The organism is Pseudomonas sp. LBUM1663 (genome assembly GCF_059695905.1).
Map to the genome: position 1 here is coordinate 807,104 of NZ_CP166792.1, position 23,448 is coordinate 830,551.

The 23,448-nt window shown below is 59.7% G+C and carries 16 protein-coding genes; 9 read left to right on the plus strand and 7 right to left on the minus strand.

Going from position 1 to position 23,448, the window contains the following annotated elements; all coding sequences use genetic code 11:
• Nucleotides 1-58: 58 nt before the first annotated feature.
• The 3 genes from ACA075_RS03500 to ACA075_RS03510 all read right to left on the minus strand — a co-directional run bounded on the left by ACA075_RS03500 (nt 59) and on the right by ACA075_RS03510 (nt 2,191).
• Complete coding sequence (locus ACA075_RS03500; RefSeq protein WP_497297303.1) at nt 59-469, minus strand: MerR family transcriptional regulator; 411 nt, start codon at nt 467-469, stop codon at nt 59-61.
• 200 nt (nt 470-669) lie between these two features.
• A complete protein-coding gene (locus tag ACA075_RS03505) occupies nt 670-1,245 on the minus strand; it encodes an NAD(P)H-dependent oxidoreductase (protein WP_497297304.1) in 576 nt (191 codons plus the stop codon).
• Nucleotides 1,246-1,300: 55 nt separating this feature from the next.
• Nucleotides 1,301-2,191, minus strand: a complete 891-nt coding sequence (locus ACA075_RS03510) for a LysR substrate-binding domain-containing protein (protein ID WP_497297305.1) — start codon at nt 2,189-2,191, stop codon at nt 1,301-1,303.
• A 231-nt stretch (nt 2,192-2,422) separates the two neighbouring features.
• On the opposite strand from ACA075_RS03510, the gene ACA075_RS03515 reads away from it, so the two are divergent.
• Nucleotides 2,423-3,187, plus strand: a complete 765-nt coding sequence (locus tag ACA075_RS03515; protein WP_497297306.1) for a sulfite exporter TauE/SafE family protein — start codon at nt 2,423-2,425, stop codon at nt 3,185-3,187.
• On the opposite strand, the gene ACA075_RS03520 is transcribed toward ACA075_RS03515, so the two are convergent.
• Nucleotides 3,177-3,491, minus strand: a complete 315-nt coding sequence (locus ACA075_RS03520) for a putative quinol monooxygenase (protein ID WP_497297307.1) — start codon at nt 3,489-3,491, stop codon at nt 3,177-3,179. The genes ACA075_RS03515 and ACA075_RS03520 overlap by 11 nt on opposite strands.
• Nucleotides 3,492-3,652: 161 nt before the next feature.
• Here ACA075_RS03520 and mdaB point away from each other — a divergent pair, with 161 nt between their 5' ends.
• From mdaB to ACA075_RS03560, 8 genes are all read left to right on the plus strand, one after another.
• Nucleotides 3,653-4,243, plus strand: coding sequence for an NADPH:quinone oxidoreductase MdaB (mdaB, locus tag ACA075_RS03525; protein ID WP_497297308.1), 591 nt, complete (start codon nt 3,653-3,655; stop codon nt 4,241-4,243).
• Nucleotides 4,244-4,380: 137 nt separating this feature from the next.
• Entirely contained in the window at nt 4,381-5,292 is a 912-nt protein-coding gene (locus ACA075_RS03530; RefSeq protein ID WP_497297309.1) for a LysR substrate-binding domain-containing protein, read from the plus strand.
• 103 nt (nt 5,293-5,395) lie between these two features.
• Nucleotides 5,396-6,289, plus strand: coding sequence for an NAD-dependent epimerase/dehydratase family protein (locus ACA075_RS03535; RefSeq protein WP_497297311.1), 894 nt, complete (start codon nt 5,396-5,398; stop codon nt 6,287-6,289).
• Nucleotides 6,290-6,492: 203 nt separating this feature from the next.
• Nucleotides 6,493-7,938 (plus strand): SulP family inorganic anion transporter, encoded by a 1,446-nt coding sequence (locus ACA075_RS03540; protein ID WP_497297312.1) that lies wholly within the window; start codon nt 6,493-6,495, stop codon nt 7,936-7,938.
• A 262-nt stretch (nt 7,939-8,200) separates the two neighbouring features.
• Nucleotides 8,201-9,550 carry a GntP family permease gene (locus ACA075_RS03545; protein ID WP_497297313.1) on the plus strand — a complete coding sequence of 450 codons (1,350 nt, stop codon included), beginning with the start codon at nt 8,201-8,203 and terminating at the stop codon, nt 9,548-9,550.
• A gap of 15 nt (nt 9,551-9,565) precedes the next feature.
• On the plus strand, nt 9,566-10,426 hold the full coding sequence (locus tag ACA075_RS03550) for a MurR/RpiR family transcriptional regulator (protein WP_219096629.1): 861 nt from the start codon (nt 9,566-9,568) through the stop codon (nt 10,424-10,426).
• Between the two features lies 1 nt (nt 10,427).
• The gene (locus tag ACA075_RS03555) at nt 10,428-11,885 is read left to right on the plus strand and encodes an N-acyl-D-amino-acid deacylase family protein (RefSeq protein ID WP_497297314.1); all 1,458 of its coding nucleotides are present in this window, start codon (nt 10,428-10,430) and stop codon (nt 11,883-11,885) included.
• Between the two features lie 120 nt (nt 11,886-12,005).
• On the plus strand, nt 12,006-12,374 hold the full coding sequence (locus ACA075_RS03560; protein ID WP_497297315.1) for a glyoxalase superfamily protein: 369 nt from the start codon (nt 12,006-12,008) through the stop codon (nt 12,372-12,374).
• A gap of 11 nt (nt 12,375-12,385) precedes the next feature.
• On the opposite strand, the gene ACA075_RS03565 is transcribed toward ACA075_RS03560, so the two are convergent.
• Genes ACA075_RS03565 through ACA075_RS03575 form a run of 3 tightly spaced genes read right to left on the minus strand, consistent with a single transcriptional unit; the run spans nt 12,386 to nt 23,423 of the window.
• Nucleotides 12,386-15,178: an RHS repeat-associated core domain-containing protein gene (locus ACA075_RS03565; RefSeq protein ID WP_497297316.1), complete on the minus strand. Its 2,793-nt coding sequence runs from the start codon at nt 15,176-15,178 to the stop codon at nt 12,386-12,388.
• Nucleotides 15,175-19,632 (minus strand): SpvB/TcaC N-terminal domain-containing protein, encoded by a 4,458-nt coding sequence (locus tag ACA075_RS03570; protein ID WP_497297317.1) that lies wholly within the window; start codon nt 19,630-19,632, stop codon nt 15,175-15,177. Before ACA075_RS03570 ends, ACA075_RS03565 begins: the two co-directional genes overlap by 4 nt.
• A complete protein-coding gene (locus ACA075_RS03575) occupies nt 19,629-23,423 on the minus strand; it encodes a Tc toxin subunit A-related protein (RefSeq protein ID WP_497297318.1) in 3,795 nt (1,264 codons plus the stop codon). Before ACA075_RS03575 ends, ACA075_RS03570 begins: the two co-directional genes overlap by 4 nt.
• Nucleotides 23,424-23,448: the final 25 nt, after the last annotated feature.

Sequence of the window (23,448 nt, forward strand, 5' to 3'; positions counted from 1 at the left end):
CCCGCACTGCGGGCACCCAGGTGGCCTGCGAGCCGGGTCATCCAGCGCAACAGGGTCTTCAGTTCAGCGTATTGCCCGGGTTTTTTTCGCCGTAGCGGGCGATACGCTCGAACTGACATTCTTCTCGGGCATCGTTGAGGTTGTTTTCGAATTCTTCGAGGCCGTTGTGCAATTGCTGTAGAGCGCCGATCTGGGAGACCAGCTCGGCCTTTTTTTCGGAGATCGCTTTTTGCGCCATGTCCCACGGGAATTCGTCACCGTGGTAGTTGTTCAACATCACCTGCAGCTCTTTGAGCTTGAAACCCAGTTGCTGGGCGCACTTGATGAACGTCAACACCTCGACACTCTGCTGGCTGTAGATGCGGTATTTGCCTTCACGCTTGGGCTCGGGTAACAGGCCGATTTCTTCGTAATGGCGAATGCTTTTGACTGTGGTGCCCGACAGCTGGGCGGCTTTGCCGATATACATAAAGATCCGTCTCGATGATCAAACAGGGCGTAGCGCGACCAGGCCTCATGCCTGATCGGAGCGAATAATATAGTGAATAACATTCAAAGGTTGCAGCGGCGTGTAAATGACGCGCACAGCCGACGAACGACCGCTTGAGAGGGGGGCGTGGGGACGGGCTGACGGCGAGGGCGCGCCGTCAGCAAACAGCGAGGGGCGTGTCAGCTGCCGGCGGTGACCCGGGCCTGTTCCAGCCAGGCATCGCGCTGGCTCGACTTGGAGCCCAGGATCGGCCCGAAAGTCAGGGTCTTCAACGGCTTGATGCCGCAGAACTCAAGGGTCGTCTTGCGCATCTGGTGCAGGCCGGGCATGCGATAGACCCATTTGTAGTACCAGGGCGGCGTGTCCATGGTCACCAGCAGATGCGCGGTCCGGCCCTTGAGCAGTTTGTCGGGGAAGGCCTTGCCTTCACGGTATTTGAAGGCAAAGCCGGGCAGGAAAATGCGGTCGAGAAAGCCCTTCATTAGGGCCGGTATCCCACCCCACCAGATCGGATAAACGAACGTAAGGTGTTCGGCCCAGATGATATCGGCCTGGGCTTGCAGCAGGTCCGGCTCCAGCGGCTGGATCCTGTGATAGCCCTCGTGCAGGACCGGGTCGAAGTCCAACGCATCCAGACGCAGCAGGCGCACGTCATGACCGGCATCCTTGGCGGCCTGGACGTAAGTTTCGCTCAGCGCCCCGCAGAAACTGTCGGTGGAGGGGTGACCCAGAATCACGAGCATTCGTTTGCTCATCGCGTGTACTCCTGAAATGAAGCTCGCAGCATAGAGTCTGCCCCTAACGGTAGAGTCAAGGCGTTCCCGGCGTCAGTGCCTCGAGCAAGGCCCGGGCGTAACCGGGCAGGCTGTCGACGTCACGGGCACAGATTTTCAGGGTGCGGTTGGCCCATTCTTCGGGAAGAGAACGGGTTGTGACCGCATGACCCTGCGGCCAGCGCTCGATGGCCACCCGCGGTACGATGGCCAGCCCCGCACCGCGAGCGACCATGCGGATGACCCCGTCGAAGCCGTCGGCGCGAATGCGGATCGGCATGCGCTGGCCAATGTGCAGGGCTTGCTCTTCCAGGTGGATGGCCAAGGCACTGCTGGCGCCAAGGGCCACGTAGTCGTGGCTCAAGGTGTCGGCGAAGGTCAATGACGGGTGATCGGCCAGGGGATGTTCCGGGGGCAGGATCAACACCAGCGGATCATCGCGAAACGGCCGGGTGTGCAGGTCATCGGTATCCACTGCGTCGGACACGATGCCGAGGTCCGCGGCCCCTTGGCGCAACGCATGGGTGATCCGGGCGCTGGGCAATTCTTGAAGATCGATATCGAGATTCGGATGCTCGCGCAGAAAGTCGGCGAGCAACTCGGGCAGGTATTCGGTGATCGCGGTGGTGTTGCACAGCAATCGCACCTGACCTTTGACGCCGTTGGCGTATTCGGCCAGGTCCTGTTGCAGGCGTTCGGCCTGTTGCAGCAGGGCCCGGGCGTGTTTCGCCAAGGATTTGCCCGCCGGGGTCGGAGTGACACCGCGACGACCACGGGCCAGGAAGTCGATGCCGATTGACGATTCCATCGAACGGATACGCGCGCTCGCTGCGGCCAGGGATAAATGACTGCGGGCGGCCCCGGCGGTGATGTTGCCGGTGTCGAGGATGTTCAGGTAGAGGCGCAGGTCGGTCAGGTCGAAGTGCATCGGTGCAGCCTCGGGAGGTGTGTTGTCTGGACGGGCGCCTTCGCGGGCAAGCCCGCTCCCACAGGATTTTTGTCGTTCGCCGATTTATTGGCCGGCCCAATACCTGTGGGAGCGGGCTTGCCCGCGAAGGCGTCAGTTGCATCGTTAGATTCTTCAGCCTCTGCCAAAACAAGAGGCAACCTCAGTATATGGCAGATTTTCAATCGGCCAGTCCGGGCTCACCATTGCCCCATGAATACTCTCGCTGCGTTTTATCAAAACCTCGGCCTGACCCTTTCCCTGCTGGTGATCGCCACATTCCTGCTGGCCGGCATGATCAAAGGCGTGATCGGCCTCGGCTTGCCCACCATCGCCATGGGGCTGCTCGGTCTGGCTATGGCCCCATCACAGGCTGCCGCGCTGCTGATCATCCCGGCAACCCTCACCAACGTCTGGCAATTGGCATTCGGCGGGCATTTGCTCGGGCTGATCAAACGCTTGTGGCCGATGCTGCTGGCGATTTTCATCGGCTCCGGGGCGGGCACGGTGTGGATCGGTATGGCCGGTGGTCATTGGGTGGTGCGGGCGTTGGGCGGGGCGCTGATGCTCTACGCACTGAGCGGTCTATTCCTGCCAACCCTGCGCGTGGGTGGTCAGAGCGAACGCTGGCTTGGTCCGCTGTGCGGAGGGGTGACGGGCGTCATCACCTCGGCCACCGGCGTCTTCGTGATTCCGGCAGTGCCGTATCTGCAAGCACTGGGTTTGAGCAAGGATGAACTGGTGCAGGCCCTGGGCCTGTCGTTCACCGTCTCGACCCTCGCCCTGGCCGCCGGCCTGTTATGGCGCGGCGCCCTCGGCGGTGGCGAGTTGAGCGCGTCATTGCTGGCGCTGATCCCCGCTGTACTCGGCATGCTGCTGGGCCAATGGCTTCGTCAGCGGATCAGCGCCGTGCTGTTCAAGCGCGTGTTCTTCATCGGCCTCGGCCTGCTCGGCGGCCATTTGCTGATCAGCGGATAGCGGAAGACGGGCTGAGCATCTCGATGGCGCGGATATCAAAATCCCGTTCCAGGTATTCCATGCGCATGTCGCGGAACTGCCGCATGTGCGGCAGGTTCGAGTGCACGTCGAGGTGCGCCTGGGACTGCCAGATCTCGTAGAAGATGAACAGGGTCGGGTCCTGTTTGTCGCGCAGCATGTGGTACTCGATGCAGCCAGGCTCGGCGCGACTCGCTTGCACATGGCCGCTGAAAAACGCTTCGAAGGCGTCTGATTTTTCCGGGCGGGTCTTGGCGTGCAGGATGAAGCCTTGCATTTCACTCATCAGAAATCTCCTCAAGTTCAGAATCGGCGCAAGTTTATGGCAACAATCACCCGTCTATTCGTGCTTATTGGTCAAATGTATTTTGTGAATTCCGCGCTTATTCCGCGCGAGGCAGCTCGTTACTCTGCCGCCATCGAATTCCCAACCTTCCGAGATTTCTCATGAAAAAAGTCCTGTTGCTCAATGGCGGCAAAAAGTTCGCCCACTCCGATGGCCGCTACAACACCACCCTGCATGAAGCCGCGCTGAGCGTGCTGGATCGCGGCGGCGTCGATGTGAAAGCCACCTTCATCGACGAGGGTTACGACGTCGCTGAAGAAGTCGCCAAATTCCTCTGGGCCGACGTGATCATTTATCAAATGCCCGGCTGGTGGATGGGCGCGCCGTGGACCGTGAAGAAGTACATCGACGAAGTCTTCACCGAAGGCCACGGCAGCCTCTACGCCAGCGACGGCCGCACCCGTTCCGACGCCTCGCAAAAGTACGGCAGCGGTGGGTTGATACACGGCAAGCAATACATGTTGTCGCTGACCTGGAACGCACCGCAGCAAGCCTTTGACGACCCGACCGATTTCTTCGAAGGCAAGGGTGTGGACGCGGTGTACTTCCCGTTCCACAAGGCCAACGAATTCCTCGGCATGACCGGTTTGCCGACCTTCCTGGCGGTCGATGTGATGAAACGCCCGGATATCGAGGGCGATGTGGCGCGCTATGAACAGCATTTGACCGAGGTGTTTGGCCTCAAGGCTTGAGGCTCGGCTACTATCGATACCTGAAGCCAGAACCTGTAGGAGCCAGGCTTGCCGGCGAAGGCGTTTTAGCGGACGCCTTCGCCGGCAAGCCTGGCTACTACAGAGGCCGGCGCTGAATTGATCGATGAGGGGCATCCGTGAAAGCCAGATCCGATGAATTGCAGATATTCGTCTGCGTGATTGAATGCGGGTCGATTTCCGCTGCAGCTGAGCAAGTCGGGCAAACGCCGTCGGCGGTCAGTCGCACACTGTCGCGGTTGGAAGCCAAGCTCGATACCACGCTAATCAATCGCACCACCCGGCGCATGGACCTGACGGAAGAGGGCAAGTATTTCTTCGAGCATGCCAAGCTGATTCTCGATCAGATGGACGAACTCGAAGAGCGCCTGACCTCACGCCAACAAACCCCGTCCGGGCGTCTGCGGATCAACGCCGCCTCGCCGTTCATGCTGCACGCCATCGTGCCGTATATCGACGAGTTTCGCCGTCTCTACCCCGACATCCAGCTCGAACTCAACAGCAATGACCTGATCATCGACTTGCTGGAGCAAAGCACCGACATCGCCATCCGCATCGGCACACTGGCCGACTCGACGTTGCACGCCCGCTCGCTGGGTTGCAGCCCGCTGCACATCGTCGCCAGCCCGGCCTACCTTGAGCAACACGGCACGCCGACGGCGGTTGCCGACCTGACGGGGCACGCTTTGCTGGGCTTTACCCAGAACGAAGGCCTCAACCAGTGGCCGCTGCGCTACGTTCACGGCGATCGCTGGCCGATTCAGGCGTCGATCAGCGCCTCCAGCGGCGAGACGATCCGGCACCTGGCGCTGGAAGGCCAGGGCATTGCCTGTCTGTCGCACTTCATGACGATCGACGACATCCGGGCCGGGCGTTTGCAGGTGCTGCTGGCGGATTTCAACAGCGGCTATCGCCAGCCGATCAACGCGGTGTACTACCGCAACTCGCAACTGGCCCTGCGCATTCAATGCTTCCTGGACTTCATTCAGGGCAAGTTGGCGGCGTATGCGAATGCGGACTTCACCGGCTGATTCGTGACTCCTGCGCAAGAGTGATTTGGGTCAGCGGGTCTGTTTCACCACGGGACGGTCCTCGATACTCAACGCATCACTTATTCACGCAGGGAGTTTCTCCATGAACGTATTCATTACCGGCGCCGCTGGATTCATCGGCGGCTCCATCGCCACCGGCCTCGTCCGGGCTGGCCACCAGGTCACCGGCCTGGTTCGCAACGCCGAACAAGCCTCTGAACTGAGCGCACTGGGCATCACTCCGGTGGTCGGCACTCTTGACGACAGCGCACTACTGGCCGAACAGGCCCGTGCGGCCGATGCCGTGATCAACGCCGCCAGCAGCGACCATCGCGGCGCTGTGGAAGCCTTGCTCAATGCCTTGCGCGGCTCCCACAAAGTGTTCTTGCACACCAGCGGTTCGAGCATCGTCGGCGATGCGTCGGGCGGCAAATCCAGCGACGTCATCTACTTCGAAGACAACCTGCCGGAACCGACCGTCGACAAGGCTGCCCGCGTGGCCATCGACAACCTGATCCTCGCCGCGGCGAAAGACGGCGTGAACTCGGCCGTGATCTGCAACACCCTGATTTACGGCCACAGCCTGGGCGTCAATCGCGACAGCGTGCAGTTGCCGCGCTTGTTGAAACAGGCGCGTAAAAGCGGTGTGGTGCGCCATGTCGGCACGGGTCAGAACATCTGGTCCAACGTACACATCGAAGACGTGGTGTCCCTGTATCTGCTGGCATTGACCAAGAATGTACCGGGCACGTTCTACTTCGTCGAAAGCGGTGAGGCGTCGTTCATCGACATGACCACGGCCATGGCTGAGGCCTTGAAGCTGGGCAAGGCGCAAGACTGGCCGTTGAAAGACGCCGAAGCCGAGTGGGGTTATGAAATGGCCAACTATGGTTTGGGTTCCAACAGCCGGGTTCGCGGCAAGCATGCGCGTGAACTGCTGGGCTGGGTGCCGAAGCGGACGTCGGTGGTTGAATGGATTCGGGACGAGATGGTGTGAGTTCGCGTTAGACCGCGTCATCGTTCTTCGCGGGCAAGCCCGCTCCCACAGGTTTTTGTGTCGTTCTTGGAATTAGCGAGCGACACAAAACCTGTAGGAGCGAGGCTTGCCCGCGAATGCGTTTATGAAGTCCCTACAACTGGCTGGGCCGTGCTCAATTCCGTAACATCCGCTCCCTCTCTCCCTGTCGTGTTCGATCCTCCATGAAACCAAAACGTCTGCGCGCCGATGTCCTCGCCGGACTCACCACTTCTTTCGCCCTGCTCCCCGAATGCATAGCCTTCGCGCTGGTGGCCCACCTCAATCCGCTGATGGGGCTTTACGGCGCGTTCATCATTTGCACCCTGACCGCGCTCTTCGGCGGGCGGCCGGGGATGGTGTCCGGTGCGGCGGGTTCGATGGCGGTGGTGATCGTCGCGCTGGTGGTGCAACACGGCGTGCAGTATCTGCTGGCGACCGTGTTGCTCGGCGGCCTGATCATGCTGGCGTTCGGGCTGTTGAGGCTGGGCAAGCTGGTGCGGATGGTGCCGCACCCGGTGATGCTCGGCTTCGTCAACGGCCTGGCGATCATCATTGCGCTGGCGCAACTCGAACACTTCAAGGACGGCGAAACCTGGCTCAGCGGCATGCCGTTGTACCTGATGACCGGGTTGGTGGTGTTAACGATGGCGATCGTTTACCTGCTGCCGCGCCTGACGCGTGCGGTGCCGCCGGCGCTGGTGGCGATCCTGAGTGTCGGGTTGGCGGTGTATCTGCTCGGTCTGCCGACGCGCACCTTGGGCGACATGGCGCACATCGCCGGCGGCTTGCCGACGTTTGCGCTGCCAGACATTTCGTGGAGCCTGGACACCCTGCGCATCATCGCCCCCTATGCGATCTTGATGGCGTTGGTCGGTCTGCTGGAAACCCTGTTGACCCTGAACCTCACCGACGAGATCACCGAGAGCCGTGGCTTCCCTGATCGCGAGTGCGTGGCGTTGGGCGCGGCCAACATGGTCTCCGGCGTGTTTGGCGGCATGGGTGGTTGCGCGATGATCGGCCAGACCGTCATCAACCTCAGTTCCGGTGGCCGTGGCCGGTTGTCCGGGGTGGTGGCCGGGGTGCTGATCCTACTGTTCATTCTGTTTCTGTCGCCGCTGATCGAGCGCATCCCGTTGGCCGCGCTGGTCGGCGTGATGTTTGTGGTGTCGCAGCAGACGTTCGCCTGGGCCTCGTTGCGGGAGGTGAACAAAGTGCCGCTGAACGATGTATTGGTGATCGTCGCAGTCACGGTCATCACCGTGTTCACCGACCTGGCCACCGCCGTGCTGTGCGGGATCATCATCGCGGCGCTCAACTTCGCCTGGCAGCAGGCCCGCGAGCTGTATGCCGACGCTCATCTCGAAGCTGATGGCAGCAAGCTCTATCACCTGCATGGCACGCTGTTTTTTGCCTCGACCACACCTTTTCTCAATCAATTCGATCCCGCCAACGATCCGCCCGTCGTGACCATCGATTGCCGCCACCTGAGCTTTGTCGACTACTCGGCCATCGCCGCGCTGAAGACGTTGCGTGAGCGCTATGTCAAGGCCGGCAAGCATGTGCGCGTGCTGCATTTGTCCGAGCGCTGCAAGAAGTTGCTCAAACGCGCTCGCGTGCATCACGACTGAGGTCCTAACCCTGTGGGAGCGAGCCTGCTCGCGAAATGGGAGTGATGTGGCTGATACACCGCTATCGCGAGCAGGCTCGCTCCCACAGGGAAACGGATGTAAATCCGCCTGCCTGATTTTCATATCCACCGACCTTGCATACCTCTGTGCGACATCCCTTACCTCTGCACGAAAATAACTTTCACCTCGTTTGAATATCGCGTCTCGAAATGTTTTAAGAGTTTCACAAAACTTTCGACGTGACCCTTTCGAGGAGTACCGCATGACCCTGTCCTTCGGCTATTGGCTGCTGGTGTATGCCGCCATCGCCATCATTGCCCTGATCGTTCTGATCGCCCGTTACCGACTCAATCCGTTCATTGTGATCACCCTGGTGTCCATCGGCCTGGCGCTGTTGGCGGGCATGCCGCCGTCCGGCGTGGTCGGCGCTTACGAGGCCGGGGTTGGCAAAACCCTGGGGCACATTGCGCTGGTGGTGGCGCTGGGCACGATGCTCGGCAAGATGATGGCCGAGTCCGGCGGTGCCGAGCAGGTGGCGCGGACTTTGATCGACCGTTTCGGCGAGAAGAACGCGCACTGGGCGATGGTCTGCATCGCGTTTCTGGTCGGGCTGCCGCTGTTCTTCGAAGTCGGTTTTGTGTTGCTGGTACCGATCGCCTTTACCGTGGCGCGGCGGGTTGGCGTGTCGATCCTGATGGTCGGTTTGCCGATGGTCGCCGGGCTGTCGGTGGTGCATGCGCTGGTGCCGCCGCACCCGGCGGCGATGTTGGCGGTGCAGGTGTATGGGGCGTCGGTGGGGCAGACCTTGCTCTACGCGATCCTGATCGGCATTCCAACGGCGATCATCGCCGGTCCGCTGTACGCCAAATTCATCGTGCCGCGCATTCAACTGCCGGCGGAAAACCCGCTGGAACGCCAGTTCCTCGACCGCGAACCGCGCGACCGCCTGCCGGGGTTTGGCATCACCATGGCGACCATCCTGTTGCCGGTGGTGTTGATGCTGATCGGCGGCTGGGCCAACCTGATCTCCACGCCGGGCAGCGGTTTCAACCAGTTTCTGTTGTTCATCGGCAACTCGGTGATTGCGCTGCTGCTGGCGACGCTGCTGAGTTTCTGGACCCTCGGCATCGCCCAGGGCTTCAACCGTGAATCGATCCTCAAGTTCACCAACGAATGCCTGGCGCCGACTGCCAGCATCACCTTGCTGGTCGGCGCCGGTGGCGGCTTGAACCGGATCCTGGTGGACGCCGGCGTCACCGACCAGATCGTCAGCCTGGCCCACGAATTTCACCTGTCGCCGCTGATCATGGGTTGGCTGTTCGCGGCGCTGATGAGGATCGCCACTGGCTCCGCCACCGTGGCCATGACCACCGCTTCGGGCATCGTCGCGCCGGTGGCCATCGGTCTGGGTTATCCGCACCCGGAGTTGCTGGTGCTGGCGACGGGCGCCGGGTCGGTTATCTTTTCCCACGTCAACGACGGCGGCTTCTGGTTGATCAAGGAATACTTCAACATGACCGTTGCCCAGACCTTCAAGACCTGGACCGTGCTCGAGACCATTATTTCGGTGGTGGCTTTCGCGCTGACCGTGGGTCTTTCTTATCTGATTTAACCGGAGCCGCCTGCCATGGACATCCTCTACCAGATCCGCGCCCGCCAGGATTCCTTCAGTGCCGGTGAAGGACGCATCGCACGGTTGATGCTCGATGACGTCGGATTTGCCTCCGCCGCCAGTCTCGATGAACTGGCGCAGAGGGCGGAGGTCAGCACCGCCACGTTGTCGCGGTTTGCCCGCACGGTGGGCTGTCGTGACTTGCGCGATCTGCGCCTGCAACTCGCCCAGGCCAGCGGCGTCGGCAGCCGTTTCCTCGACCCGGCGGGCACGCCTGACCAATCGGCGTTCTACGGGCAGATCGTCGGCGACATCGAGTCGACCCTGCGTCAACATCTGTCGGCGTTCGACGAATCGCGGTTCGCCGATGCGGTGAAACTGCTGGGCAAGGCGCGGATGATTCATGCGTTCGGCATGGGCGGTTGCTCGACGTTGTGCAGCGATGAACTGCAGGTGCGGCTGGTGCGCTTCGGCTACCCGATTGCGGCGTGCCACGACCCGGTGATGATGCGCGTCACCGCCGCCAGCCTCGACGCCGAACGCGCGGTCATTGCCTGCTCGCTGACCGGCATCACCCCCGAACTCATCGAAGCCGTCGAACTGGCGCGCAACTACGGCGCACGGATTATCGCCATCACCCGCGCCGATTCGCCGCTGGCGCAATTGGCCGATGTGCTGCTGCCGCTGCAAGGCGTCGAGACCTCGTTCATCTACAAACCCACGGCGGCGCGCTACGGCATGCTGCTGGCCATCGACGTGCTTGCCACCGAGCTCGCGCTGGCCAATCCTGAAAACAATCAAGAACGTCTGCGGCGGATCAAACTCGCCCTCGACGATTACCGCGGCGGCGACGATCACTTGCCGCTGGGAGACTGACATGATGTACGACACGCTGATTCGTAACGCCCTGATCATCGACGGCAGCAACAGCCCCGGTTACCCCGCCGATGTGGCGATTCTGAACGGCCGCATCGCGCGCATCGGCGACTTGCACGAGGCCAGGGCCCGCGAAGAAATCGACGCCGCCGGCCGCGTGCTGGCGCCCGGTTTTATCGACGTGCACACCCACGACGACACGGTGGTGATCCGCCAACCGCAGATGTTGCCCAAGCTCAGCCAGGGCGTGACCACGGTGATTGTCGGCAACTGCGGGATCAGCGCGTCACCGGTGAGTCTGCGTGGCGATCCGCCCGATCCGATGAACCTGCTGGGCACCTCGGCAGCCTTTGTTTATCCGACGTTCAGCGATTACCGCGCAGCGGTCGAAGCCGCGAACACCACGCTGAACGTCGCCGCATTGGTGGGCCACACTGCGCTGCGCAGCAACCATCTCGACGACCTGTTTCGCACCGCCACGGCGGTTGAAATCAGCGCGATGCGCGAGCAGTTGCGTGAAAGTCTTGAGGCCGGCGCCTTGGGGTTATCCACTGGCCTGGCCTATGCCAGCGCGTTCTCGGCGTCCACCGACGAAGTGATGCAACTGACCGAAGAACTGACGGCGTTCGGCGCGGTGTACACCACCCATTTGCGCAGCGAATTCGAACCGGTGCTGGAGGCCATGGACGAGGCGTTCCAGATCGGCCGGCATGCGAAATCCCCGGTGATCATTTCCCATCTCAAGTGCGCGGGGGCCGGTAACTGGGGGCGTAGTCCGCAATTGCTGGCCTCGCTTGAGGAAGCGGCGAAAACTCATCCAGTGGGCTGCGATTGTTATCCCTACGCGGCGAGTTCTTCGACCCTGGACCTCAAGCAAGTCACCGACGCCCATCGCATCACCATCACCTGGTCCACGCCGCACCCGGAGCTGGGCGGTCGCGACCTAATGGACATCGCTGCCGAATGGAACGTGCCTTTGCTTGACGCTGCTCGCCGCCTGCAACCGGCCGGCGCGGTGTACTACGGCATGGACGAGGCCGATGTGCGAAGAATCCTCGCCCACCCCTTGTCGATGGTCGGGTCTGATGGATTGCCGGAAGACCCATTCCCGCATCCGCGCTTGTGGGGCGCTTTCCCACGGGTGCTCGGACATTTCAGTCGTGACGTCGGCCTGTTTCCGCTGCACACCGCCGTACACAAAATGACCGGGCTGTCGGCGGCGCGTTTTGGCTTGAAGGAAAGGGGGGAGATTCGTGAAGGCCATTGGGCGGACCTGGTGTTGTTCGATCCGCTGACCATTCGCGACGTGGCGGACTTCAGTGACCCGCAACGGGCGGCCGAGGGGATTGAGGGTGTATGGGTCAACGGCGTATTGAGTTACAGCGACGGCCAGGCGAACGGGAAACGGGAAGGGCGGTTTCTGGCGCGGGAAGGGAATTTGCGTGACGGGTTTGTGTAAAGATTCCGAGGAGTCCGTCACAGTGGTGGCACATTGCAATTAAAGAAAGCCATCGCCAAGCCGAAGCGCTGACATCCAGCCCAACTTCAATGGGTGTCTTTTCAGTCAGGGAGCAACCCAATGAGCTTCGGCAAAACCACCCCGATCCTGCGGATTTTCGACGAGAGCAAGGCATTGGAGTTCTATGTCGACTTCCTGGGGTTCACGGTCGACTGGCAGCATCGCTTTGAGCCGAATTTCCCGCTGTACCTGCAAGTCTCCCGTGGCGAATGCGTGCTGCACCTGTCCGAACACCATGGCGATAGCACGCCGGGCTCGGCCCTGCGGATCGAGACCGACGAACTCGAGGTGTTCCAGCAGCAACTGCTGGCCAAGCAGTACCCGTTTTCGCACCCACAGATCCAGGCCATGCCCTGGGGAAGCCAGGACATGACCATCAGTGATCCGTTCGGCAACCGGTTGGTGTTTACCAACGCGATCTGCCTGTAAAGCAGCACGTCTTACGGGTTGGCGGCGCGTTGGTAGTGGGTTCTGGATGACCGCATCGATTGCATGTGCGCGGCGTAGTCCATGGGCTCCAAACGGCCGGTGGGGATGTTGATGTCCCTTGGGATCAAGGCGTTGCAGTTCATGCAGGTGGGAAAGTCGGTGGCTCGCCTGGAATCGGCAGTGCCCTTGAGCCGTTGAGTCATCACGAATATGTTTTCAGGCGAGACACTTGCACTCAATGGGCTGTGGAGCAACGCGTTCCTGCTCCGCACTTCCGCATGACGCCCAGGGGTGCCGGACTGAATGGGGAATAAATGTCCGGAGTGACCTAAATGGTCGCGGATGTCCCTGGCCAGCGCCGGGTGGAGCGATACGTCATGGCTATTGGCGTAATCGCGTTCGACTTGAGCCATGTAGGCCTCTGGTTGGGTGATTTCAAAGATCCCCAAGTCCCCTGGTCCGTCTGATGAGGGAAAAGGATTTCGATGGATGACAACCCCGGGATAGGGCGTGCCCCCCAGATGTTCAGGGAAGTTGAAATGCTCCCAGGACGAAAAGCTAACTGTTGCTGTAGTGACCGCTGCATGTGCAGTGTATTCATTCAGTTTCTTTTTCGAATAGGCCTTGAACGTTGGATTGGCAGCTTCGATGCTGGCGATCTCTTTGTTGGACAGCGGATGCTTGCGATTGGGAAATTTAGCGTTCAGTTCTGCCAATGCCGTTGCTTTTGCCTCTGTGAACTGTCGCGAAGCGTCGGTCATCGAAACGGTTTTCGCTGAAAACCGATCGTAGTAGTCAAGCACTATGGGAACGTTTGCCAAGTCATCGCGCCCCAGCCCTTGATAATCGGCAAATCTCACAGGGTTGTTACCCACCATGCAATACAGATTCAACCCGTCAGCCGTACCCGCCGGGTCCGGGCTGATCCATCTTTGCAACCAGGGCGCGTAATACCGCTGGCCGTAGTAATACAGCCCGCTGGCGTCACGCTCCTTGCCCGAGTAGCGAAGGGTTCGGTAGTTCGCTTCCAGCACGTTACGCGCCGCTCTCCACGACGTGCCGCCAAAGGGGTAATAACCTTCCTCGCTGATCAGCTGGCCTTCGGCATCCAGCTCAATTGTGTTGGAGCCCAAGTGATCATCGAAACTGAAGCGCAATGCGTTGTTGCTGATGGCCGAAGGGGGGGCCACGCTCCAGTGCAGGCACCGAACGTTGCAGTGGCCCGCCTGAACCGTGATGACCTCGAGTGTTTCCGACGTACTTTCCCGGATCTCCAGGCCGGGCAAATACACGACGTCGCGGCAGCGGGTGAGTGCGTGGGCCTTTTGAGTTTGCCGTTTGCGCACGCGTTGGCCGCTGCTGTCGTAGAGGTAACTTTCCGTATCGGCCTCCTGCGCTGCGCGCTCGACCAGCGTCACGCTTTGCAATTGGTTGCGCGCGTTCCACAGCAACGGTTGCCCGCTTTGGAGGGCTTGCAGATTGCCGTTGGCATCGAAGCCGGTTGCAAAGTCGAGGGGGGGATCACCTGTTTTCCATGACAACCCACGATTGCTGTCGGGGGCGATGCGCAGCTCGCGGGTGTAGTTGTTGCCTTCGCGCTGATGCTGCAGGCGGGTCAGGTTGCCGAGTTCATCATAGGTGTAATGCTGAGTGAAATTGAGCCGCCGGCTGCGATCGACCGGGCTTGATAACCATTCGGGAAGCGCCGCGCGGATGCTTGCTGCCTGCTCTTCCCGGCCCGTCGCTTTGACCAGTTGATACAGGCTGTCGTAGGCATACGAGCTGCGCGGCCTGACGCGTTGATTGGCGCTGTGCTGCTCGGGTTTGCTGTGATCTTCGACACTCAACACATTGCCTACAGCGTCGTAGGCGTACTGCAGTTTCTGAAGAATATGAGTGTTTGCACGCGAAATGCTCCGCTGAATCATGCGGCCGTTTTCAGGCGCGTAAACCGCCGCGCTGGTGATCTTGCCTCCCAGCATCTGCGATTCGATCTGACCCTGGGCGTTGTAGCGGACTTGATCGAAAATCAGCCTCTGTTGCGTCGTGCCACTGAGTTGCAGGGTGACATTGTCCAGCTGACCCGCGATATCGAACCCGAAGCGTTGCGTATGCCCTCTGGCGTCCGTTTGTTCGAGGACTTCGCCGGTCGGCGCGTAGCGCCAAGTGGTGGTATGGCCGGTGCCGCTTTCGAGCAGACCTTTTCGGTCTTCGAGATCTTCCGGCCAGTGCGCGGCGTGCTGATCGTTCAATAGATGGCGCGTTTGGCCAAGCAGTCTTCCTGTCAGGTCATACCGGGAAAAAAGCACGCTGCCTGCCGGATCATCGCGGCGAATCAGCCGTCCACAACGGTTGGTTTTCGCATCGTCGGTTGAGCTGCCGGCATAGGTGAAACGCTCGATGACCTGACGGGATTGTCCGGCGGACTCTTCGTGGATCGCCTGTGGGCGGAGCTGGTTGTCATAGTCGGTTTGCCAATGGCTGCCGCGCGAGTCCCACGTGTCCAGCGCCTGGCCGGCCTCGCCCAAAAACGTCAGGCGCAGGCCAGCATCGAGGCTGTCGACCAGCAGCGTGGCCCCCGACAGGCTGCTGACTTGCCTTGAGTTTGCGGTGCTCAAGCCGACCGTCGCAGTGGACGAGTAGTGCTCAACGGTCTGTCCGCTGATGTCATGCCGGTAACGGGTGATACGGGCTTCTGGCGTGGTGAGCGATTCATTGCACAGATAGCGGACTTCGCGCAGCGCCAGTCCACGGCCGTCGACGACGTTCAGAGTCGGGGTGTTGCGATGAACATTGACGCTCATTGCGCACCTCCTTGAACCGGCAGCTCGGGCTGGGTGTCGTTTTCGTCTTCGGTGATGGAGTACCAGGGATGCCAGGTGTGACGGCGTTCGTCTCCCTTGGCATTGATGACGCGAATGAGTCGACCCAAGGGGTCATGGAAATACTGATCGCAGAGGCCTGATTTACGCAGGGATTCGTCATTGATGTAGCCGTGCCGGTCACTGAAGTAAGGCCGATAGGTTCGCGTCACCAAGCCCTTGTTGTCGTATTCGATGCGCTCGCTGACACGCCAGCGAAGGTTGACTTCGTGCTCCTGCGGTTTGTCGTCTGCCCACTTCAATGTGCCGTCTTCGTTGACCGCTAAAGCTGTTCCTTGCCCGGCTTTCTGTTTGCTTTGCAACGATCGGCCGAATCCATCCCAACTAGCGACAACGATGCGGATTTGCGTGTTTTCAGAATCGTCGGGGTATCGATCCGCCTGCAATGTGGCGCAGTGAAGCGGTTCGCGCTGCGCGCTGTCGATCTTCGTCTGGAGTGCTTGTTCATAAGGTGTTTTTTTGCTGCCGCGACGGGCCAGACGCGCACGGGTGCTGGCGCGGATTTGCCCACCGGGCAGCAGATCACCTTTGGCGACGGCGTCTTTGCAATCGTCCCGCTCCTGCTGGGTTGTGAGCGCAATCTGCCCCATCCAGCTGAACGCATCATAGAAATAAGTGCTGGCGACTTGCTGTAAGGCCTGCTCCGGGTTGTCGATAGCGAGGTCAGGCCGGCCTTGATAGCGACGGGTATAGCTTGAGAGTGGCGCGAACCCGATTTTTTCTTCAGCGCCGCTTTTGTAATGGCTGATGGCGTGAACCTGTCCGAACGCATCGAACGACGCTTCCTGAACAACGTTGTTTGAGTCGGTGATCCGGGTGGGCTGGAGTAGTCGGTAGTCAATAGTGGAGGCGGTGGTCGTGCAGTTGTCAGGCACTTTGAGGCCAGTGGTGAGGCAGAAATAAGGGTCATGGGTAAAGGTGGTTGGCCCCTGTTGCGAGCTCTGTTTAACGCTCAAGGGCTTGAAAAATCCCTCCAGCTTTTTATACGTCACGAAGTCGCGTCGTACCGACCAGAGTTTGTGCTGCTTGTCCCACTCTGCGTCGCCGGGTAAGGCGATAGGCATTTTTTTGTAGCCGGCGAGTTCCAGGCGTTGGGTCAGATCAAAGGACGCATCCTGCGATTTGAGTAAGCCGTAAACGTCCAGCGCCAACTCATTGAGTTCGGCTGTTTCCGTGTGATCGAGCAACGCTTCGATGCTGGCCTGCCCATCCGTAAAGGGACCACTGGCATCCGGTTTTCTATACCGTTGAAGAGACAGCCCGGTCATGACCTGTTGGGCTTTCCATGCCGCCGACGCGCTCAGTATCAGCAGCGCCTCATGGTTGATGGCCGCAGGCGCCAGGCCATCGGCAAGCGGTGCTTTCGGCAGCTTCAACGCATTGCTCCGTTGCAAGTAAGGCAGGCCAAGCCGCCTGTTCTGCGGGGTGTTGATGTGGATGAATTGGGCTTTATGTTCGGTCACGTAATAGAACTGCTGGGCCTCGTCATGGGCATCGCCCCAGCATTTTTTCTCCCAGGAATCGGTGAAGGGACAGGCATCGTCCGCTTTGGTGCGCCGGGCGTAGCTGATCTCCAGACGGTGAGTCAAGTAACCGTAAGCGTCCCAGTTCAGATTGACGGTGTGGGTGCAACGCGGATCTTGCGGGAAGCGCTCGTACTGATAGTGAATCCACTCCACCAACACCGGGTGCAGGATCGAATAAGGGCTGTGCCTACCCATGCCCATGAGTTCGTTGACCTTGTAGCGATGGTGTTGCACCGAATACGGAAACTTTGAAGGGGCGCCCTGATCCTGGCCGTAAACTTCCACCCGCAACACAAGTCCGTTCAGCGCCCGGGCGATTTCGCACCGTCGGGCGTTCTGGAGGGTTTCTTTGAGCTGCACCGCTTTTTCGTCGCTGAAATCTCGATCATGGATAACGGGATCAACGTCGTTGCCGACGTGGAACCAGGTTTTGGTCAGTGTCGGTGCGGTCTTCGGATTGCTCGCTTTATCACCACCCATGTCGGTTTGCACGATCAGGCCGAAACCCCGGAATTCGCGTTCGGTCCCATCGTAGAAACCGCGCCGGTATTTGAATTTTTGGATCAGGCGATTCCCGGTGATTTCGTCGAGTCGAGTCTGCTGTTTGACCAGAAACAACGGAAACGGCAAGCGTGAAACCGCCGGTTTTTTGTTTTTGCGTAGTTGCTTTTTTTCGTCCAGCCACTCTTGTGCCGAACTGCGGTATTTGAGGTTGCCGGCAACGCCCATGTTGTTGTTGGTCGATTGCAGCAAATAGGGTTTGGTGCTGACGAAATCGCATCGCCAATGCTGTGGCGTTGCCCCGGGTGCGCTGAAAACCAGGCTGGAACAACCGAGTCCTTGCAGGTCGGTGGCGCTGACCTGGCAGAAGCGGTCATAGCGCACCCCTGTGGGCCATGGCACGTCGAACGCCGGACTCAGACCATTGCCGCAAAGATTCATGAAAATGCGCGCGCAGTGGGGTTCCAGATAAATAAGGTCGGCGCTTCCCGAACCGTCCAGATCGGCCAGCAGAAGACGTGTTGCATCGAATGCTTCCAATGACAGTGCCGGCGTGGCGATCACCCGACCTTTGCCGAAGCGCCCGCGACCGAGGTTGGGCCAGCATTTCACTTCGGTACGGCGGATACGCACCAGCTGCTGTTGTCCGCTGCCCAGAAGGTCGCTGAAGGCCACCAGCTCACTGGATGAGTTGCCGGGCAGGGGCAGATCATCCTCTTCATCCGCGCGGTCGACTTCGGTTGCACCGGCGAAGCCCGCACCTTTGCGGTTGGCATACAGGCGAACACTGCGCGGGCCAAGCATCACCAGGTCGTTGAGCCCGGCGCCCATCAGATTGGCCAGTTGCCCTTGAGGATGAAAGAACTCTGTCGGAACGGCGTCAAGCGCGGTGAAGTTCGACCAGGTGCCGTTGGGTTTCAATGTGAAGAAACCACTGAGCCCCGGTTGTGCCAGGATCCAGTCCGGGCGACCGTCTGCATTGAGGTTGCCTAGGCACTGGCGGACGGGGCTGCGGCTGTCGGCTAACGGGATTTGCGGCAAATCGCTCAACGCCTTGTACGTGACACGATCTCCGCCGTTGTCATCGCGTATCGGCTGGCTATAGCGCCAGGTTTTGTCAGTACGGTGCAGCACACCGGGCAGTCCTTCCCCCAACAGGTCGACGAACTGAAAGCGCTGCTGGTGATTGAGCCCGGACAATGCCTCGAACGGTTTGAAGCGCTGAATGTCAGGTTCAAGCGAGAAGTCGGTGTAGGTGAATTCGAGGGGCGGATGAAGTTCATCGTTGCTTTCGCCGTAACCCTGGTTCAGCGCTGCGCTCAGGCAGCTATAGGGAGAGGGGCGGGTCTGATACTGGATTACGGTGCGGCGAACCAGCACCGGTTCGGACCCCATGGAGGGTTCGTCGGGGAAGTGATGAAACATCAGGATCTGTTGGCATAAACGTCGTGTGCTGAGTTCAAACCCATAGGAGAAATCCGAAAACGGATCGCTACGGACCGGCGATGTTTTTGTTGCCCGATACGCCGGTTTTTCATTCAGTGCGGTGCTGCGCTCGCCGTAGTCGAAAAGCAACTCGAAGTGCCAGCGTACCTCCTTGAGTCCGCCGACTTTGCATAGGTACAACTGAGCCTCGGCTTCAAAATTACCGTAGCTCACTCGCTCAAGGTAACGCTGGGCACGGCTATCAGCAGGGCCCGGCGTCGAGGCCGGGTCGGCGTTGTACTCATACACAATATGCTCGCCATGAGGGTTCACGCTCTCTTCAAGCAACCACTCGCCCACACGCGAGAGAGCATCGGGATCCGCGCGACGTGCCGATGGCGTTTTTCCGAGCAGATGTTGGCTGCCGTCGGCGTTATGGATCAGCCAGAAGCCCGGTTCGTCTTTTGCGCTGGACCAATGCTCGATCTGATTGAAAGCGGATTCAATGCGCGGGCGATAACGCACGACCGTGTGTTCCACCTGCTGTGTGCCGTCGCTGCACAGCGCTTGGCGGGACTCGATTGCGCCGGTTGTCCGGTTCCGTTCATGCATAAGTACCTCGCCGTCAGGGCCGAGGAATAAATCATCACGGGTATAAGCCGGAGCGCCCAGCTGAGTGCGTCGTGAAATGATCGGCAGTGTGAGTTTCCAACCCAGGCCGAAAACCCCGTTGCCTTGAGCGCTGCTGTAACGCAAGGCAAGGGCCGGGGCGTATCCGCGACCGGGTGAAACGGGTAAAGCAATCTCGCAGGAAGCAGTCCCGCTTGAGCCGATGGCACCCAGGCCGTTACCGATGCCTTGAATCGCCCCTCCACCCTTGGGCAAGGCCGGAGGGATGACAGGGAGGGCGGCGAGTTCGCTCATTGCGCACCTCCCTGTGCCCTGGCCGTGTACTGCACGTGCACGATGATATCGGTCAGGGATTCGAGCATGCTTTTCTGAGCAGCATGATTGGGGAATGACAACTGCCACTTGGATATCGCACCGGTGTATTCAAACGGCAGGTAGCGCTCGTCCTGGAAATTCAGGGTGAACAGACCGCTGTCGTCGATGCCCGTCGACAGGGCAATTTGCTGATTGACCCGCAGGCTTTTCATCGCCGTCTTGTCGGCACCGGGCATCACCACTTCGGTGTCGGTCTGGGTCAGCGTGGCACGGATATCGTCATAAGGGCCGAGGATGGCCGGCAGGGAAATGCTGATGCGCTTGATCCGGCGCAGGCAATGCCCCGGGTAATCGTTTTCAAACAGGCCCGTCGTCAATTCAAATTCGCATGAGCCCGTCCCCAGCAAGGTGGACTTCATTCCTTTGATGGTCGTGTTGTCGGCTGCGAGCGCATCGTCCCAGGGTTTGTTGATTGATTGCGTAGGTGGATCCGTGATGTTTTCCTTCCGGTGGAGCTGGCGTAATGACACGGTCTTGCGGATTTCAAGTTCACGCTCGTTACCCAGCAACCAGGCATTTTTCATCCTCATCAAGGCCAGCTTCATGCGCTCGCCAGGACCGAGCCCACGGTAGGTGCTGTTCCAGCTCTGGTTCTGGAAGAACGGTTGGGTGGTGACGTCGGCCGTCTCGTAGCGCCAGCTCCGTTCGGTGAACTGGCACAGGGAGAACGTCGAGTCATACACTTGGTAGTAGAAGCTGGAGAGTTGGTGGGTGAACCACTGGTACAGCTGTGAGTTGGTGAAGCGCTGGCTAAGGAAATCGTAGGAGGCCCGGGCTTGAGCCAGCGACGTCTGCGTCTGTTGCAGCAGCAGGCGTGAAGCCGTCTCTCGTTCAACTTCCACGGCCAACTGTGCATTAATCTGGGCGATTTCGAGTGTTGCCTGGTCGCGGGCGAGGGTCCAATCCTGATGGCGGCGGCGGTACTGTGCGGCACGCTCCAGGGCTTCGCCCGCGCCGTAGGCTGCGGTTGCAACCCCTTGTTGCATGGCCATCATCGCGAGCGCACCGCCCTCCAGACGAGACCCACCCGTTGCCAGGCCAAATATGTTGGGCACCACCTTCAAGCCCTGACCGCCGGCATGAGCTGCATGGGCGCCGGCTTCAGCAATACGCCCCTCCAGATGGAACGCGGCGGCCGTCACTTCTTCCAGATTGACCACCTCATTGACCCGCTGACTGTAGTAATCACGGCGGTTTTCGACGATGGCTTTACTGGCCAGTAACGCTTCGCGGGTTTTCAGATCGATCTTCAGCGCCTGAGTCTGCAGGTCGACCGCCACGGTGGCGATGTCCCAGAGGTGCTGTTGCTGAAGTTCCTGATAGCTGGCCTGCTCGCTGCGTTCGATGAACGACATCAGCGTTTCGCCGAACTGAATCACGGTGTCTACCGCGCTCATGGCATGGGCATGCAGGGCACTGAAACGGTAAGGCGGGATCTCCGTGCCCAGACGTTGGGCCAGGCCGGGCTCCGCAGCGCGAGAAGGATTGGCGCCGAGTTGTTTGTTTGCAACAGCGGGCGATGCGAAGAGCGCAAGCCTCAGGGGGCGCCCCACAATGTCGAGGTTATGCCGAAGGTTGTGCAGGCGGCTTTCGAGCTTTTCCCAGCGTGGGAGTAACACGGGGTTGAAGGGCAAGCGTGAATGCGCTGCGTCGATCGCGTGGGCAGAATGTGAGTGGACGTAAGGGCGAACACACACTTGAGGGGCCCGCTGCGGGTCTATCGGTACATGGTTGGCGTCTTCACCGAGTTTTTTCTCGAACGCACGCAGTTTTACATTGGGCTCCTCGCTGAATGCTTTCAACGTCACGGGGGCCCAAAGATCGGTTTGCCTGATATCCGGTCGCGGGCCCAACAGATCCTGGGCGCGCAGGTACCAGAGCTTCGCGTCGGTCAGGCTGTCGGGAGACAATTGGCGGTAAGCGGTGTCGCCGCGATTGAGCAAAATATCGAGGTAGAGCATGTACAGGGCTTTGCGAAAGTGCACGGGATGACTCAGGGCAATCTGGTGCGGATCCTGTGGCCCCTGGAGGGCGTAGCTGGGTTGGCCGGGCCTGGGAGTGCCGGTGATCAGGGGCACCGCGTTCCAGTAGTCAGGGTTGCCGCCACTGGCGGCTTTTCGGGCGGGATTGAACAGGTAATGTAACCAGCGTTCGGCTTCACCGTATTGGCGCTCCTGGTTAAAACGGTGTGCTACGAGCCAGGGCAGGTAGAGAAACAACTCGACGAAATAGCGGCCGTAGGCGCCGTAGAAGTCCAGTTGCTCAGGTGATTTGCCGCTCTCGATGGGTGGCTCTTGCAGGTGCTGGGAGGACCAGCTCAGCAAGGTGTTCATGCTGTCTTCTGCGCGCTCGATCAGGTGCCTGGCGAAGGTGATGTTCATTCGAATGGGGTGGCGCTTTTCGGACGCCGGAAATTCGATGAATTCGCTGGCACCTGATGTGTTGCCCTGGCCGGATGTAATGCTGGGTGCTGTCGGCGAGCCAGATGCGTACCTGAACTGCAGCATTTTTTCCTTGGAATAAGGCCAGCAGTTGAGGTGATTGATAAGGGTGCCGTCGTGATCGAGGTCCAATTTGCTACGTGGAATTACTTTTGACGTAATCAATGCATCTTTATCGATAGCGGCCCACAGGCAGAAATCGAAAAAGGGAAGACTCAGATCTTCACGCTCAAACTCGCCAAGGTGTAATGCAATGCAGAGCGAGGCCGACGATTGATCGCTGGTAGCAATGGTTCGTGTGTATGCCTTCAATTTCTGCAGGGGCATGCCTGCGGTTGTTTCGGTCGAACAGTAACCTTGCACACAGGTCTGCGGCGTACTCCAGCTCCCGTCATACTTTTTGAAACACAGGTTCAGACGAAACAAAGGAAAGGTTTTTTGCTGGTTGTCTTCGTTGCTCTCCTGATCCTGAAAGACGCATTCCGCCCAGATCACATACAAGCGATTGTTGAACATGACCGGGCGAATGGTGTGTTCAATGGCGCTGTCTGAAACCGGCAGATTGATGCGGTGCCAGTCGGACCACGCTTGCGGTTCCGGAGCATCGTATTTGGCCGTCCGGGAACCGGGCACGAAGGGGCGACAGGCCATGTCCAGCGAGCGCCAATACCACGTATTGGCTGCACGGGCCTTGGCAATGAAGTAATAAGTGCTGTTGGCGAAATCGTTGCCGTCGATGTAGCCGTTGACGATTTTCAGGTTGGCCACTTCCTCCAGTCTGTTCAGATAGGCCAGCACCGCCGTGTCCACGGACTCGGCAGTGAGCTGGTTGCGGTTGAGGTCGTTTTCCAGTTGCTCGAAGCTCTCGGTTCGGGTCTTGCGCAACGTTGGATCAAGGTAGGCTGCCGGGAAGTAATAAAGACGCTGATTGGCCGCCCACGCCTGGTAGTGATGCATGACGGTGCGCCAGGTGTCGACCTGGTCGGCTGGAATCTGCGCGGTGTGATAGCCCGGTTCCATGTTGGCCAGAATGCTGTTGATGTATTGCTGAAGGCTGGCAATGGCACAGGCCACCGGGCTGGTCGGCACGTCCTGGCTGACCAGTACATCGAGCAACCAATAGTGGTAAAGGTCATCGGCCGTCTTGAGGTGCTTTTCGATCTTCAAGGCTTTCAGCGTCTGGTCTTGCGGAGCAATCGCAGACAGATAAAGCCCCAGCTGCGCATCCCGCAGGCTTTCGTTAAGTTGTTTTTCAATTGCAACAGACATGTTCATTCCTTGAGCATGTATCGGG

Excerpts from the sequence above, each read along its gene's own strand:
- mdaB (WP_497297308.1), top strand. The coding sequence starts at position 3,653 with ATGAAAAAAGTCCTGTTGCTCAATGGCGGCAAAAAGTTCGCCCACTCC.
- ACA075_RS03565 (WP_497297316.1), bottom strand. The coding sequence starts at position 15,178 with ATGAGCGTCAATGTTCATCGCAACACCCCGACTCTGAACGTCGTCGAC.
- ACA075_RS03535 (WP_497297311.1), top strand. The coding sequence starts at position 5,396 with ATGAACGTATTCATTACCGGCGCCGCTGGATTCATCGGCGGCTCCATC.
- ACA075_RS03545 (WP_497297313.1), top strand. The coding sequence starts at position 8,201 with ATGACCCTGTCCTTCGGCTATTGGCTGCTGGTGTATGCCGCCATCGCC.
- ACA075_RS03560 (WP_497297315.1), top strand. The coding sequence starts at position 12,006 with ATGAGCTTCGGCAAAACCACCCCGATCCTGCGGATTTTCGACGAGAGC.
- ACA075_RS03515 (WP_497297306.1), top strand. The coding sequence starts at position 2,423 with ATGAATACTCTCGCTGCGTTTTATCAAAACCTCGGCCTGACCCTTTCC.
- ACA075_RS03570 (WP_497297317.1), bottom strand. The coding sequence starts at position 19,632 with ATGAGCGAACTCGCCGCCCTCCCTGTCATCCCTCCGGCCTTGCCCAAG.
- ACA075_RS03500 (WP_497297303.1), bottom strand. The coding sequence starts at position 469 with ATGTATATCGGCAAAGCCGCCCAGCTGTCGGGCACCACAGTCAAAAGC.
- ACA075_RS03520 (WP_497297307.1), bottom strand. The coding sequence starts at position 3,491 with ATGAGTGAAATGCAAGGCTTCATCCTGCACGCCAAGACCCGCCCGGAA.
- ACA075_RS03575 (WP_497297318.1), bottom strand. The coding sequence starts at position 23,423 with ATGTCTGTTGCAATTGAAAAACAACTTAACGAAAGCCTGCGGGATGCG.
- ACA075_RS03555 (WP_497297314.1), top strand. The coding sequence starts at position 10,428 with ATGATGTACGACACGCTGATTCGTAACGCCCTGATCATCGACGGCAGC.
- ACA075_RS03510 (WP_497297305.1), bottom strand. The coding sequence starts at position 2,191 with ATGCACTTCGACCTGACCGACCTGCGCCTCTACCTGAACATCCTCGAC.
- ACA075_RS03540 (WP_497297312.1), top strand. The coding sequence starts at position 6,493 with ATGAAACCAAAACGTCTGCGCGCCGATGTCCTCGCCGGACTCACCACT.
- ACA075_RS03550 (WP_219096629.1), top strand. The coding sequence starts at position 9,566 with ATGGACATCCTCTACCAGATCCGCGCCCGCCAGGATTCCTTCAGTGCC.
- ACA075_RS03505 (WP_497297304.1), bottom strand. The coding sequence starts at position 1,245 with ATGAGCAAACGAATGCTCGTGATTCTGGGTCACCCCTCCACCGACAGT.